This window comes from Georgenia sp. G2120 (assembly GCF_055326485.1).
Window position 1 is genome coordinate 173,451 of sequence record NZ_JBUZNL010000004.1, and the last position, 14,349, is coordinate 187,799.

General features: G+C 73.0%; 12 protein-coding genes. 7 read left to right on the forward strand and 5 right to left on the reverse strand.

The genetic code is table 11. The annotated features are described in order from the left end of the window. Positions 1-118: 118 nt before the first annotated feature. From ACZLMO_RS06455 to ACZLMO_RS06465, 3 genes are all read left to right on the forward strand, one after another. Positions 119-1,519, forward strand: coding sequence for an Nramp family divalent metal transporter (locus ACZLMO_RS06455; protein ID WP_463653227.1), 1,401 nt, complete (start codon positions 119-121; stop codon positions 1,517-1,519). A gap of 35 nt (positions 1,520-1,554) precedes the next feature. Then, the gene (locus ACZLMO_RS06460) at positions 1,555-2,187 is read left to right on the forward strand and encodes an HdeD family acid-resistance protein (RefSeq protein WP_463653228.1); all 633 of its coding nucleotides are present in this window, start codon (positions 1,555-1,557) and stop codon (positions 2,185-2,187) included. A 208-nt stretch (positions 2,188-2,395) separates the two neighbouring features. Beyond that, entirely contained in the window at positions 2,396-3,631 is a 1,236-nt protein-coding gene (locus ACZLMO_RS06465) for an MFS transporter (RefSeq protein WP_425713906.1), read from the forward strand. Between the two features lie 108 nt (positions 3,632-3,739). Here the strand turns inward: ACZLMO_RS06465 and ACZLMO_RS06470 are convergent, their stop codons facing one another. Beyond that, positions 3,740-7,135, reverse strand: coding sequence for a DEAD/DEAH box helicase (locus ACZLMO_RS06470; RefSeq protein WP_463653229.1), 3,396 nt, complete (start codon positions 7,133-7,135; stop codon positions 3,740-3,742). A gap of 301 nt (positions 7,136-7,436) precedes the next feature. On the opposite strand from ACZLMO_RS06470, the gene ACZLMO_RS06475 reads away from it, so the two are divergent. The 3 genes from ACZLMO_RS06475 (at position 7,437) to ACZLMO_RS06485 (ending at position 8,462) form a co-directional block, all read left to right on the forward strand. After that, positions 7,437-7,655, forward strand: coding sequence for a hypothetical protein (locus tag ACZLMO_RS06475; RefSeq protein ID WP_425713904.1), 219 nt, complete (start codon positions 7,437-7,439; stop codon positions 7,653-7,655). Between the two features lie 121 nt (positions 7,656-7,776). Further along, positions 7,777-8,040, forward strand: coding sequence for a hypothetical protein (locus ACZLMO_RS06480; protein ID WP_425713903.1), 264 nt, complete (start codon positions 7,777-7,779; stop codon positions 8,038-8,040). After that, positions 8,037-8,462: a type II toxin-antitoxin system VapC family toxin gene (locus ACZLMO_RS06485; protein ID WP_425713902.1), complete on the forward strand. Its 426-nt coding sequence runs from the start codon at positions 8,037-8,039 to the stop codon at positions 8,460-8,462. Before ACZLMO_RS06480 ends, ACZLMO_RS06485 begins: the two co-directional genes overlap by 4 nt. 70 nt (positions 8,463-8,532) lie before the next feature. Here the strand turns inward: ACZLMO_RS06485 and thiD are convergent, their stop codons facing one another. The 3 genes from thiD to ACZLMO_RS06500 form a co-directional block, all read right to left on the reverse strand. Beyond that, entirely contained in the window at positions 8,533-9,336 is an 804-nt protein-coding gene (thiD, locus tag ACZLMO_RS06490; protein ID WP_425713901.1) for a bifunctional hydroxymethylpyrimidine kinase/phosphomethylpyrimidine kinase, read from the reverse strand. Between the two features lie 251 nt (positions 9,337-9,587). After that, a complete protein-coding gene (locus tag ACZLMO_RS06495) occupies positions 9,588-10,436 on the reverse strand; it encodes an aldo/keto reductase (RefSeq protein WP_463653230.1) in 849 nt (282 codons plus the stop codon). Between the two features lie 74 nt (positions 10,437-10,510). Continuing rightward, entirely contained in the window at positions 10,511-12,181 is a 1,671-nt protein-coding gene (locus tag ACZLMO_RS06500) for an AI-2E family transporter (protein WP_463653231.1), read from the reverse strand. Between the two features lie 91 nt (positions 12,182-12,272). On the opposite strand from ACZLMO_RS06500, the gene ACZLMO_RS06505 reads away from it, so the two are divergent. After that, complete coding sequence (locus tag ACZLMO_RS06505; RefSeq protein ID WP_463653232.1) at positions 12,273-13,730, forward strand: UTP--glucose-1-phosphate uridylyltransferase; 1,458 nt, start codon at positions 12,273-12,275, stop codon at positions 13,728-13,730. A gap of 148 nt (positions 13,731-13,878) precedes the next feature. Here the strand turns inward: ACZLMO_RS06505 and ACZLMO_RS06510 are convergent, their stop codons facing one another. After that, complete coding sequence (locus tag ACZLMO_RS06510; protein WP_463653233.1) at positions 13,879-14,256, reverse strand: DUF3052 family protein; 378 nt, start codon at positions 14,254-14,256, stop codon at positions 13,879-13,881. Positions 14,257-14,349 lie beyond the last annotated feature (93 nt).

Here is a 14,349-nt window from a genome sequence, read left to right on the forward strand (position 1 = left end):
ACACGCCGCGGTTGCGTATGACAGCGTGCCGATCGGCAGGCATAGTGGCCGCGCAACCGACCGTCGTCGCCGCCGGCAGCGCGCCGCGCACGTGACCCGGTCCCGTGAGGAGCCCCCCATGTCCACCGACGACGGAACGCACGCAGGCGGCGCACCCGCCTCCGGTGCCCACGGTTCGGGCGGCGCGCACGCCGCGCGACCGGACGGCTCGGCGGCCGCGCGTCCCCACGGCTCGAGCTCCGAGCCCCTGACCGCCGGCGAGGCAGCGACCCAGGCGCCGGGCGCGAAGGTCTCCGGCCGTCGCACCGGCTCGCGGTTCGGTCCGGGCCTCATCATCGCCGCGTCCTTCATCGGCCCCGGCACGATCACCACGTCGATAGTCACGGGCGCCGAGGTCGGGTACGCGCTGGCGTGGACGATCGTCTTCTCGATCGTCGCGACGATCATCCTCCAGGAGATGTCCGCCCGACTCGGCCTCGGCACCCGCCGCGGGCTCGGCGAGGCCATGCGCGAGGTCTTCCACTCACCGGTGGCCCGCCTGCTCATGGCGGTCCTCGTGGTGGCGGCCATCGGCATCGGCGGCGCCTCCTACGCGGGCGGCGACACGTCGGGCACGGCGCTCGCCGTCACCAACGTGGTCGACGTCGACACGCGGATCGTCGTCGTCGTCCTGCTCGGCCTCATCTTCGCCCTGCTGTGGACGGGGAGCTACAAGGTCATCGAGAAGGTGCTGATGGCGATGGTCGCGATCCTCGTCGTCATCTTCGTGGTGACGGCGATCATCGTGAAGCCGAACGTGGGCGACCTGTTCCAGGGCATGTTCGTGCCGTCGGTCCCCTCGGGGGCGATCCTCACCGCGATCGCGCTCATCGGCACCACCGTGGTGCCCTACAACCTCTTCCTCCAGGCGCAGCTGGTCAAGGAGAACTGGGGTGACGTCCCGGTCGACCGGGCGATGAAGGAGGCGCGGACCGACACGGCCGTCTCGATCGGCATCGGCGGGCTCATCACGCTCGCCGTCATGGTCACGGCCGTCGGCTCGATGTTCGTGCGCGGCATCGCCGCCGAGGAGGGGACCGACCTCGCGCAGGCCCTGACCCCACTGCTCGGCGACGCCGCCCCGTGGGTGTTCGCGCTCGGCCTGTTCGCCGCCGGGTTCACCTCCGCCATCGCGGGCCCGCTCGGCGCCGCCTACGCGATCACCGGGGTGCTCGGGCTCTCGAGCGACCTGCGCTCGCTCCCGGCGCGCATCGTGTGGGTCTCGATCCTCGTGGTCGGCGGGATCATCGCGCTGACCGGGTTCAACCCGATCCAGATCATCGTCGTCGCCCAGGCGGCGAACGGCCTGCTGCTGCCGGTCGTGGCGATCTTCCTCATCATCGTCATGAACAACAAGAAGCTGATGGGCAAGTACCGCAACGGCCCGGTCGGCAACGTGCTCGGCTGGCTCGTCGTCGCCGTCGTCGTGTTCCTCGCCGGCTACCAGTTCGCCGACATCTTCGGATTCCTGCCCGAGTGATCGCCGTCGGTCCCCCATGGGTGTTGACTGAGCCCATGAGGGACCGACGCGACCCCGTCCGGCAGATCTTCCGGACCTCGTGGCTGGCCACGGCAGGCCGCGGCATCGCCGCGATCGCCGTCGGCGTGGCCGTCATCCTGTGGCCCGGCGCGATGGTCGACGCCGTCATCCAGCTCTTCGCGATCTTCCTCGTCGTGGACGGGCTCCTCAACATCCTCGGCGCCGCGGGCATCCGGCTCGACGCCCGGGACCAGGAGCCGGACCGGCCCACGCAGAAGATCCTCACGATCGCCCTCGGCGTGGTCGAGCTCGGCGCGGGCATCTTCGGGCTCGTCCGACCCGGCAACGTCGCCACCCTCATGATCACCGTCATCGGGGTGTGGGCCGTCGTCATGGGGCTGTGGGAGCTCGTCACCGCGCTGCGAGCGCGGAAGTACGTCGGCGGGGTCCAGCCGCTCGTCGTCGCGGGGGTGTTCTTCGTGGTGGTGGGCGCGTTCGTCATCTGGCGGCCGTGGGTCTCGCTCGAGGTGATCGCGTGGACGATCGCGATCGCCGCGATCCTGTGGGGCGTCATGCAGATCGTCATCGCCCTGGCCGTACGACGCTGGATCACCACGATCGACGACCGGCTCGAGGTCGACCGCGAGCCGCCGCGGATGATCGGCTGACGCGCGGTCCCCGTCGCAGTCCCCGTCCCGGTCCTCGCCCGTCCCGGGACCCGCCGCCTCCGCCCCGTCCCGGTCCGCACCCGGGTCGCCGCGCCCGTCCGGGCGGACGAGCGGCCCGTCACACCCGGAATGACCGCGCCGACGACGACGTTGGACGCCGAGGATCGCCCACGGTCCCGCGCCGCCAACCACCTCGGAGGCCCTGTCGATGCTGAGCACCGCCCGCCGCAACTTCGCCCTGTTCACGCTCGCGCTCGGCGGGTTCGGGATCGGCACCACCGAGTTCGTCACGATGGGTCTGCTGCCGCAGATCGCGGGCGAGCTCGTCCCGGGGTTCGGGGCCGACCCGACGGCGGGGATCGCCCACGCGGGCTGGCTCGTCACGGCCTACGCGCTCGGCGTCGTCGTGGGCGCGCCGGTCACGGCGGTGGCGACGGCACGGATGTCCCAGCGCACGCTCGTCCTCGTCCTCGTGGCCGCGCTCGCGGCGGCGAACCTCGCCAGCGCCCTCATGCCGGGCTTCGGGCTCACCGCGGTCGCCCGCTTCGTGGCCGGGCTCCCGCACGGCGCCTACTTCGGGGTGGCCTCGTTGCTCGCCGCCCGGCTGATGGGCCCCGGGCGTCAGGGCGCGGGCGTCGCGATCGCGCTCTCCGGCCTCACGGTGGCCAACGTCGTGGGGGTCCCGCTCGGGACGTGGCTCGGCCAGGAGGCCGGCTGGCGCTGGGCCTACGTGACGGTGGCGGCCATCTTCGCGCTCACGCTCGTGCTCGCCCTGCGGGCGATCCCGGCGGTCCCGGGCAACCCCGACCGGCACCCGTCGCGCGAGCTGCTGGCGTTCCGCAACCCGCGGCTGTGGCTCATGCTCGCCGTCGGCGCGATCGGTTTCGGCGGCTTCTTCGCCGTGTACTCCTACATCTCCGAGGTGGCGACGCGGACCGCAGGCCTGTCCGAGTCGCTCGTTCCGTGGGTGCTCGCCACCCTCGGCACGGGCATGGTGGTCGGCAACATCATCGGCGGCTGGGCGAGCGACCGGGACCTGTCCCGCACGGTCGTCGTCGGATTCTCCGGCCTGACCGCGGCGATGGCCCTGTACGCCCTGCTCGCCTGGCACCCGGTCCTGCTGTTCGTCCTCGTGCTCGCCATCGGGATCACCTCCTCCTCGCTCATCCCGTCGGTCCAGGCGCGGATCATCGACATCGCGGGGGAGGCCGAGCTGCTCGGCGCCGCGCTCAACCATGCGGCCTTCAACGTGGGCAACTCCCTCGGCGCCTGGCTGGGTGGCCTCGTCATCGCCGGCGGGTTCGGCTACCTCGCCCCGGGCTGGGTGGGCGTGGCCCTCGCCGTGTCCGGCGGCGTCCTCGCGCTCGTCAGCATCCACTGGGACCGGGTGAGCCCGCGTCCGGGGGCGGTCCAGGCCGACGAGCCGCAGCCCGCGACGACCTGAGTCGCCGCGTCCCGCGACTCGCCGCGTCATGAGTGGCGCCGGTACGCGACACCCGCCGCGCGGGCGCCGTGCCATCGGCCCGCCACGCCCCGCGGAGACCCTGCCGCCTCAGTGCTCGAGCAGGTCCCGCACGTCCTCGGGCGTGAGCGGGGCGGACAGTGCGCCGCCGTCGCCGACCACGCGTGAGACGAGGTCGCGCTTGCGGTCCTGGAGCGCGAGGACCTTCTCCTCGATCGTCCCGGCGGAGACGAGCCGGTAGACGTTGACCCGCCGGTCCTGGCCGATGCGGTGGGTCCGGTCGACGGCCTGGTTCTCGGCGGCCGGGTTCCACCAGGGGTCGAGGAGGTAGACGTAGTCGGCCTCGGTCAGCGTGAGCCCGAAGCCGCCGGCCTTGAGCGAGATGAGGAAGACGGGGGCCTCGCCGTCGCGGAACGCCTGCACCACGCCCTCGCGGTCGCGCGTGGAGCCGTCGAGGTAGAGGTGGGAGATCCCGGCCTCCTCGAGGCGCGTGCGCACGGCCGCGAGGAACGACGTGAACTGGCTGAACACGAGCACGCGGTGGCCCTCGGCGAGCACGGCACCGAGGTGGTCGAGCAGGGTGTCGATCTTGGTCGAGCGCTCGCCGGCGGTGCCCTCGCGGTCGGCCAGCGCAGGGTCGAGCGCCGCGAGCCGGAGCGTGGTGAGTGACGAGAGGACGCTGACGCGGTTGCGCCCGATGTCGTCGAGCAGCCCGAGGATGCGCTGCCGCTCGCGCTGGAGGTGCCGGTCGTAGCTGCGCCGGTGCGCGGCGGAGAGCTCGACGTAGACGACCTGCTCCTGCTTGGGCGGCAGGTCGCGCTCGACCAGCTCCTTGGTCCGCCGCAGAACGAACGGTCGGATCCTGCGCCGGAGCTCCTCGAGCGGCTCGGGGTCCGTGCCGGCCTCGATGGGGCGCCGGAACGTGGCGGTGAAGACATCGGCCTTCGGGAGGAGGCCCGGCGTGACGAGGGCGAGGATCGACCACAGGTCGGCCACCGAGTTCTCGACCGGCGTGCCCGTCATGGCGAGCCTGCGCGGCGCGCGGAGACGGGAGACGGCGCGGTGGGTCGCGGTGCGGGGATTCTTGACGAACTGGGCCTCGTCGAGCACGAGCGCCGACCACGGGACCGGTGCGAGCTCGTCGATGTCGAGGCGCACGATCGCGTACGAGGTGACGACGACGTCGGCCCGGGTGACGACCTCGGCCAGCTCCTCCTCGCGGCGTGCCCCGGTCGCCCGCAGCGCGACCACTTCGAGGCCGGGCGCGAAGCGCTCGGCCTCGTGCACCCAGGTACCGATGACCGAGGTGGGGCAGACGACGAGAACCGGCCCGACGCCGTCGGGCACCTCGTTCGTGCCCGCGCCGTGGTCGCCGGCCGCACCGGGAACGTGGGTCGCGCCGTGGTCGCCGGCCGCACCCCGTCCCGCGGCCACCGCGAGTCCGCCGACCTCCCCGCGCTCCTTGCCACGCTGGATCGCGGCGAGGGTCTGGAGGGTCTTGCCGAGCCCCATGTCGTCGGCGAGGATGCCGCCGGCGCGGGCATCCCACAGCATCGACAGCCAGGAGTAGCCCTCGCGCTGGTAGGGGCGCAGCGTGGCGTCGAGGCCGGCGGGCGGCTCGGGGGTGGGGCGGCCGGCGATGTCCGCGAGGGCCTGCAACGAGTCGGTCCAGGCGGCGATCTCCTCGTCGAGCAGGTCGAGGTGGGCGAGCTCCTCGAGCTGCTCGGACCGGTACCGGGAGACCTGGACCGTGCCCGGCGGGGCGTCGGTCAGGGCCCGCGACTCCGAGACGAGGCGGCGCAGCGCGTTGAGCTCGGGGGTGTCGAGGGGGAGGTAGGTACCCGAGGGCAGCACCACGAGGTCGGCCCCGGTGGCGAGCGCCTGCAGGAGGTCGTCGACCGGCACCTCCTCCGTGCCCACGTGGACGCTCACGCGAAGGTCGAGCCAGTCGGTCGAGGTGTCGAGGCCCTCGGCGGAGGCGACGCTGACGGTGGCCACCTCGGTCGCGCGTCGGAAGTCCGCGGCGTCCCCGACCACCTCGACGACGATGCCCGCCTCCCGCATCCGCGGCACCACGCGGTCGACGAGGACCGCGGTCTCGGCGGGGGTGAGGTCGACCGTGGCTTGCTCCGGCGGGTGGAGGCGCGGGACCAGGCTGATCTCGCGCGCGACGGCGGTGAGGAGCCCGGACTCGGTCGCCGCGTCGCGCGGAAGGTCGAGCTCCCCGCCGCGCAGGGGGACGTCGACGTGCCGGTCGCCGCCGACGTACCGGAACCCCAGCTCGACCCGGCTGCGGTGCGCCGGGCCCACGGTGACGGTGAGCAGCACGTGCGGCTCGAGCGCGTCGGGGATCTCGACCGACGAGTCCGAGGAGCGCACGGCGATGCGCTGTCGCAGGCGCGGCAGGTACCCGTGGGTGAAGCGCGTGCGGTCGGACTCCGGCACCACGACCGAGGCGAGCGTGAGGTCGCGGAGGTTGGCGTCGATCGCGTGGTCGAGCGGCGCGAGGACGTACGCGCCGTCGGGGTAGCGCACGGACACGCCGCAGGCGGGATCGCCCTCGAGCGTCACCCGGCTCCCGGGGCGCTCGGCGGGCGCGAACGGGCCGACGAGGCTCGAGTGCCCGCCGTTGAGGTCGACCTCGACGTAGGGGGTGACGCGGATGCCGTCGCCGGCCCCCGTGAGGTCGACCCCGAGCGTGGCGCCCGGGGCGAGCTGCAGCTGCTCGACACCCTGGCCCCCGACGAGGTCGACGCCCGCCACGTACGCCTCGACGAGCGCGTGCCAGCCGTTCGCGTCGAGCTCGTCGAGGTAGACCTCCTCGGCACGCTGCCACTCGGGCCGGGTGCCGTGCGCCGAGGCCTTGAGGTGCGAGAGCGCCCGGACGTGGTCCGGCACGTAGTCCTGGGCCGTGTAGCCGGTGGTCACCGACGACCACGAGCGGCCGCCCGTGAGCCAGCGGCCGGAGCGCCCGCGCACGACCGGGCGGAGCCGGAGCCGGGGGACGGCGCCCCGGTCGGACCCGATCGCGAGCCGCTGGGTGCGCAGCCCTGACGATCGCTGCACCTCGCTGACCTGGAGGCCGAGCGGGGCCAGCTCGGAGCCGGCGGCGGCGCCGTCGGCCACGATGGGGGCGAGGATGTCCTCCCATCCCCGGCCGTCCGGGCTGCGACGGGCGCGGTCCCGCAGCTCGAGGAGGACGGCGCCGACGTGCTTGCAGGAGCTCGCGACCGGGCACGTGCACGAGCCGTGCCACACGGTGGCGGACGGACCGATGTCGGCCCGGACGACGACCGTGTACCGGTCCCCCTGGCTGCCGACGACCTGCGCGACGACGACGCTGCCCTCGCCGTTGGTGGTCACGTCCGCGACGTGGCCGGCTCCGGCCAGACCCTGGGCGCGCTCGAGCGCCGCCGAGCCGAGGGCCGCCTCGATCTCGCCGTCGGTCAGCTCAGAGACCCACTCGAGCACGACGTCCTGAGGCACCCCGACACTCTAGGTTGCCGAGCAGACACCCGGGGCCGCGCGGCCGATGCTGAGGCGCGCACGCGCGCGCTCGACCAGGCGCCCGCCCGACCAGGCGCGCACGCCCGCCCAAGCGCCCGCGCCCGACCCGCCGCGCGCCACCACTTGCGCGCCCGGTCGACATGCGGGATGCTCCGCGCGTGGCCCAGGTCACATCATGGCGCGGTTCGGCCGCCTCGACGCGCGTCCGGCCCGTGCCCGTACCCGACACCGATGCCGAGACGACCGCACACCTTCCCGTACCGAGAACTGGAGCGAGCTCATGACGACGGAACCGAGCAGCACGGCGGCCGACCGGCCGCAGGACACGACACGGATGATCTCGATGGTCGCGGTCGTCCTCACGATGGCGTGGGGGATCGGCTGGATCTGGGTCGGGGACACCGGCGCCCAGCCCTACTACCTGTGGATCGGTGCCCCGCTCATCGCGCTGATGTGGATGGCCATCGCCTGGTCGTCGAGGCGCGGCGACCGCCGCTGACCGCGAGGCGCATCGACGGGGGTCCGGGCCGGGGTGGCCCGGGCCCCCGTCCTGGTCCCCTTCACCCCGGCACCCGTCGCGCTCCCGTTGTCCAACGACCTGCACCTGCTAATGTATGAGCATGTCCCAGCTGGAGCGGCGGCTGCAGGTCCTGCTCGATGCCGAGCGGCACGAGCGGCTCGAGCGCGAGGCGCGTGAGTCTGGGCGCAGCGTGGCCTCGATCGTGCGTGACGCGATCGACCTCCGGCTGCGGGGTGCGTACGACGCTCGTGCGGACGCCGGACGGCGACTGATGGCGGAGTACTCCGACGAGGCCGCGACCGAGCCTGACTGGGCCGGGTCGAAGGCCGCCCTCGAGCACGACCTCGACTCGAAGCTGCCATGACGGTGCAGCGCTGCTACGTCGACACATCGATCTTCGCGTACGCCCTCGGCGGGGAGCACGCCGAGCGTGCCCCGTCCCGGCGCGTCGTCGAGCTCGCGACCGCCGGTGAGCTCGAGCTGCATGCCAGCGTCGAGATGCTCCAGGAACTCCTCCACCACCGGATGCGTCGCGTCGATCGCGACGCCGCCCTTCGGCAGGTGCGTGCGGTCAGGGACCTGTGCGTCCTGCACCCGTTCGACACCACCGTCCTCGAGCGGGCGCTCGAGCTCGTCGCGACGACCTCCGTGCGGGGCCGCGACGCCGTCCATGCAGCGACCGCTCTGCTCCACGGACTGCCGACGCTGCTGAGCAGCGACACTGACTTCGACGCGGTCCCCGCGCTGACGCGCGTGAGGCCCGCCGACCTAGAGCGGAACGGGTAGCGCCTGACCGCGCCGCCGTGGCTACCGGCGGGTAGTCACCTGCCACCTGCCGCCAGCCACCGCCCACCGGTCAGCGCGTGTAGGCGCCCTGCCACACCGTGTCGAACGGGGTGGCCGCCGAGACGCGGGCCCGGATGCCCGTGGTGACCATGTCCTTGGCGACCCGCACGGCGTCGTGGATCTCGGTGCCCTTGGCGAGCTCGGCCGTGATCGCCGCGGCGACGGTGCAGCCGGCGCCGGAGACGCGGTGCTCCCCGATCTTGGGCTCGGCGAAGACGTGGATGTCGGTGCCGTCCCACAGGACGTCGACGGCCTCGTCGCCGGGCAGCTCGGCCCCGCCCTTGGCGTAGACGTACTGCGGGCCGTGCGCGCCGATGACCTTGGCCGCCTCGACGAGCTCGTCCACGGTGCCGATCGAGTCCGCGCCGGACAGGATCGTCGACTCGAAGACGTTCGGGGTGATGACCGTGGCGAACGGCAGGATCTGCTCGCGCAGCGCGTTGTCGGTGTCGAGCGCGGCGCCGGGCTCCTGCCCCTTGCAGATGAGCACCGGGTCGACGACGACGTTCTCCCACTCCTGCGAGCCGAGCCCAGCGGCGACGGTGTCGATCGTGGCCGGGGTGCCGAGCATGCCGATCTTCACGGTGCGCAGCGGGTGGGTCGCGGTGGCGGCCTCGATCTGGTCGGCGATGACCTGGGGGTCGACAGGGACGAACCGGTGGCCCCAGCCGTTCGTCGGGTCGAAGCTGACGATGCAGGTCAGCGTGCCGACGCCGTAGACGCCGAGCTGCTGGAACGTCTTGAGGTCGGCCTGGATGCCGGCGCCGCCGGTCGCCTCGGAGCCGGCGATGACGTAGGCGAGGGGGACGGTCACTGAGGACTTCCTTCGGGAGCTGGTCGGGCGGGCGCCGGGCGGCGTCGCGTGTGGCAGGGAACGATACGCCGGGCCGGGCGGGCCGTCATCGCCGGCGCCGCGAGGGCCACCATCCGGGACGACGACCATCCGCGCGACGACAACCACCCCGCACGACGACGAACGACGCCGTGGGCCGACCCCCGGTACGACGACGGGGGCGCCGCCCGCAGGCAGCGCCCCCGATCGGTCGTGGGACGGGACCGGTTGTGTCAGGCCCGGATCTGCGAGCGGTCGAAGACGGCGGGGTCGCCGCCGACGCGGTCCTCGGAGTCCATGGCGTCGAGGACGGCCATCTCGTCCGCCGTCAGCTCGAACCGGAAGAGGTCGAGGTTGGCCTCGATGCGCGCCGGGTTGACCGACTTGGGGATGACGATGTGGCCGTGCTGGACGTGCCAGCGCAGCACGATCTGGCCCGGCGTCACGCCGTGGGCGTCCGCGAGCTCGGCGACCTCCTCGGACTGCAGGTCGGCACCCTGACCGAGCGGCGAGTAGGCCTCGACGGCGATGCCGGCGGTGCGGGTGGCCTCGAGCGTGGCGCGCTGCTGGAAGGTCGGGTGGACCTCGATCTGGTTGACGTCGGGCAGCACACCCGTCTCGTCCGCGAGGCGCTGGAGGTGCTCGGGGAGGAAGTTCGAGACGCCGATCGCGCGGACGGCGCCGCTCTCCTTGATCTCGGCGAGCGCGCGCCAGGTCTCGACGTAGAGGTCCTTGCTCGGGACCGGCCAGTGGATGAGGTAGAGGTCGACGACGTCGACGCCGAGGCGCTGACGGCTGTCGTCGAAGGCGCGCAGGGCGGCGTCGTGCCCCTGCTCGCCGTTGCGGAGCTTGGTGGTGACGAAAATGTCGTCGCGGGCGAGGCCGGACCCGCGCAGGGCGGCGCCGACGCCGGCCTCGTTGTTGTAGGCAGCGGCGGTGTCGATGTGCCGGTAGCCGTAGCCGAGCGCGTGCTCGACGGCGGCCTGGGTCTCCTCCGGCGGGATCTGGAACGTGCCGAACCCGACCTGCGGGATGGTCACGCCCGAGGCCAGAGTGACGTGGTGGTCGTCAGCAGGTGTCATGCCTCTGTTCTAACGGCCAAGGGCCGTCGGGGCGACCCGGGACCACCGATCGGACGCCTCCGACGGCGGGGCGGCTACCGCTGCGCGTCGTCGTCGGGAGCGTGCGGGGCGTCGTTCCCCGGCTCGGTGCCGCCGGGTCCGCGAGCGTCGCGCCGTTGCGCGTCGGTCCACCTCGGCCCGCGGGCGTCGCTCCTGCCGGTGCCGGCCGGCTCCTCCGCGCCCGGTCCGGCTCCGGCGGCAGCCCGGTCGTCGACGGTCGCGCCGCCCGCCGCATCGCCGTCCCGGCGGGGCTGGACGCGGACCGGTCGGGTGTCGCCCGCCGTCCCGGCGCCGCCTGCACGGCCCCCGCGCCCCGTGTCACCCGCATGGCCGGCCTGTCCGGCGTCGTCGGAGGGGTGCGTCCCCGGGTGCGTGCCGCGCGACGCGGCCCACCCGGTGGCTCCCGCGGTCCCGGCGCCGTCCACGGAGGTGCGCTGCGTCGTCGGGGCGATGGGGTGGGACCCACCGGACCCGGCGCGTGCCCGTCGGAGCTCGCCGACCGTGATCTCGCCCGACTTGTGACGGCTGCCGGCGAGATCCTCGGCGCCGTCCTCGCCGCTCGGTTCCCGCCGCGCGTTGCGGCCACGGCGTTCGGCGCGCATGCGGTCGGCGGCGTCGAGCTCGGCCTGGGTGCCGGTGACCTTCTTGTCGCCCGACTGGAGGAACACGGCGAAGACCTTCGTGCGCGGGTCGGAGTCGATGAGGACGGCCTTGGCGAACAGGGTGAGCGGGACGGCGAGGATCGAGCCGAGCGGCCCGACGATCGAGGTCCAGAAGACCAGCGACACGAACGTGACGGTGGAGTTGAGGCCCACGGCGTCGCCGGTGACCTTGGGCTGGATGAACGTCTGGAAGCCGTTGTTGATGACCGTGTAGACGACGATGATCCAGATCATCGTGCTGACGCCGCCGTCGAGCAGCCCGACCAGCGCCGGCGGGATGAGGCCGATGAAGAAGCCGATGTTGGGGATGTAGTTCGTGACGAACGCGAACAGGGCGAACGTCCAGGCCAGCGGGACGTCCATGACGGTGAGGGCGACGCCGTCGCCGATCGCGACGATGGCGCCGAACACGGTGGAGACGATCCAGTACTTGCGGACCTGCGTGGTGAAGCCGGTCAGAGCGTCGGTGAGGTAGGGCGCGGCCTCGCGGAGGGACTCGGTGCGGCCGCGCACGTTGATGGTGTCGAAGCCCATGAACGCGGTGATGACGACGAACAGCACGGCCTGCGACGTGCCGGAGGTGAGCATGTTCGCCGCGCCGCTGACCACGCTGAGGATCTGGTTGAAGTCGATGCCCGAGAGGTACTGCTCGAAGTTCGAGACGTCGACCCCGAGGCTCGACAGCCAGGCGAGCGAGTCCGTGTACATCTGCTGGTACGTCTCGCGGTACTCCTCGCGGGCGAGCAGCGTGCCCGTCTCCGCCACGCCGTACGCGATCCCGCCGATGATGCCGAGCAGGATGAGGTAGACCGCGAGCAGCATGAGCAGGGTCGCGAGCCAGCCGGGCAGGTGGAGGTACTTCCGCAGCCAGACGATGAGCGGCCGAGCGGTGACGACCATGGTCAGGCCGAAGAACGCGGGCGCGATGATCGAGCTGATCGTCTGGACGCCGGCCATCGCGATGACGGTGACCGCGGCGACGCCGAGGACCACCAGCCCGATCGGGAACGACCTCCGGTGGTCGGCCATGTCGCTCGTGCTCATCGATCCTCCACGGGTGCCCGGTGCACCGCCGCGGTGCTCGGCGGGCGAGGCACATCCTGCCAGGCCGGGGGAGCGGCGGTAGCGTGCGGGGATGACTGACGCAGGTCACCACCACGGCCCCGGCGCCGGACGTCACGACGGACCGGACCACGGCTCCGACGACGGACGCGCCGCCGGCCTCGACGAGGCGCTCCGCCGGATGGCCGACGCCGACACCTCCGAGACGGCCCGCCGGGTCTTCGCCGCCCAGTACGACCAGCTGGCCCGCGGCGCGTCCGGCACGCTGCCCGAGTCCACGCTCCGCCCGCTCGACGACGTCACGCGGCTCGCCGACGTCGAGGTGGACGAGGCGGCCGCCGACGCCGCGCTGCGGGCCACCGCGCTCCTGCGGCTCAACGGCGGCCTGGGGACGTCGATGGGCATGTCGGGCCCGAAGTCGCTCCTCACCGTGCGCGACGGGCGGACGTTCCTCGACATCGTCATCGACCAGGTCCGCAGCGCGAGGGAGTCCTCCGGGGCGACGCTGCCGCTCGTCCTCATGCAGTCGTTCCGCACCCAGGGCCCCACCCGGGAGGCGCTCGCCGCCCACCCGGACCTCGCGGTCGACGGGGTGCCGACCGACGTCGTGCAGAACCGGGTCCCGCGCCTGCGTGCCGACGACCTCGTGCCCGTGGACTGGCCGGAGGACCCCGAGCTCGAGTGGGCGCCGCCGGGGCACGGCGACCTCTACACGGTCCTGCACGACACCGGCCTGCCGCGCACGCTGCTCGACGGCGGGTACCGCTACCTCTCGGTGTCCAACATCGACAACCTCGGGGCGACGCCGGACGGCCGGCTCGCGGGCTGGTTCGCCGCGAGCGGGGCGCCCTTCGCCATGGAGGTGTGCCGCCGTACCCGGGCCGACCGCAAGGGCGGGCACCTCGCGGTCCGTACGGAGGACGAGCAGCTCGTGCTGCGCGAGGTCGCGCAGACGGCCGAGGAGGACCTGGGCGCGTTCCAGGACGTCGAGCGGCACCGGTACTTCAACACGAACTCGCTGTGGTTCGACCTCGAGGCCCTCGACGCGGCGCTCGCCGAGCACGACGGCGCACTGGGGCTGCCGCTCATCCGCAACGTCAAGACGGTCGACCCGTCCGACAAGGGGTCCACGTCGGTCGTCCAGGTCGAGACGGCGATGGGAGCGGCGATCGAGCTGTTCGAGGGGGCCGTGGCGCTCGAGGTGGGGCGCGACCGGTTCTCGCCGGTCAAGACCACGGACGACCTCCTGCTCGTGCGGTCGGACGCCTACGAGCTCGACGACGAGTACCGGCTCGTCGCGCAGGTCGACCCGGTCCCGTCGGTGGACCTCGACCGCGACGTCTACAAGCTGGTCGACGCCCTCGAGTCGCGGTTCCCGGCCGGCCCGCCGTCGCTGCGCGGGGCCCGGTCGTTCGCCGTCGAGGGGGACGTGACCTTCGGTGGGGACGTCGTCGTCACCGGCGAGGTCGTCGTGCGCGCCGACGAGGTCGGGGACCACGTGCCCGACGGCGCCCGGCTGGGTGGGGAGTAGCCCGGCGGCCGGAGCGGAACGTGCGTGAGGGACGTAGGGACACGTACCCGACAGCGCCCGGCCGGGCGACGACGGCGGCGTGCTGTCCGGCCCGGCCGACCGTCCCCCGCACCGTCCTGGCGTCCTGGTGACGCTCGCGTACCCGCGGTCAGCTCGCGGGCTTGAGACGGGCCGACGACCAGGTGTCGGAGAGCGAGATGTTGCCGTTGAGGGTCCAGCCTGACTCCTCGGCGCGCTTCCAGATGCTGTCGCGGTTGATGTCGGCCTTGTTGCCCTTGGGGTAGCCGATCCAGACGGCCTTCGGCGTCGACAGCAGCGGGAAGACGTCGTCGAGCAGCGTGTCCAGCTCGTCGCGGCTGTGGGCGAACATCACCGCGACCCCGGTGGTGTCGCGGTCGATCCCGTCGACGACGGTGACGTTCTCGGGAAGGGGATCGAGCAGTGCTCGCTGGTCTGGCGTGGCGGGGCCGAGCAGCAGCTCGGTGCCGGGCTTGATCTGAAGCTTCTCCGCGATCGTGCGCGCCATGACGTGGCCTCTCGTCGTGTCGTGGCTGGCGGGTGCCGGCCACAGGTGGTGGATGCGGTCCTGCCCTCCCAGAGAACATGCAGGACAGATGGG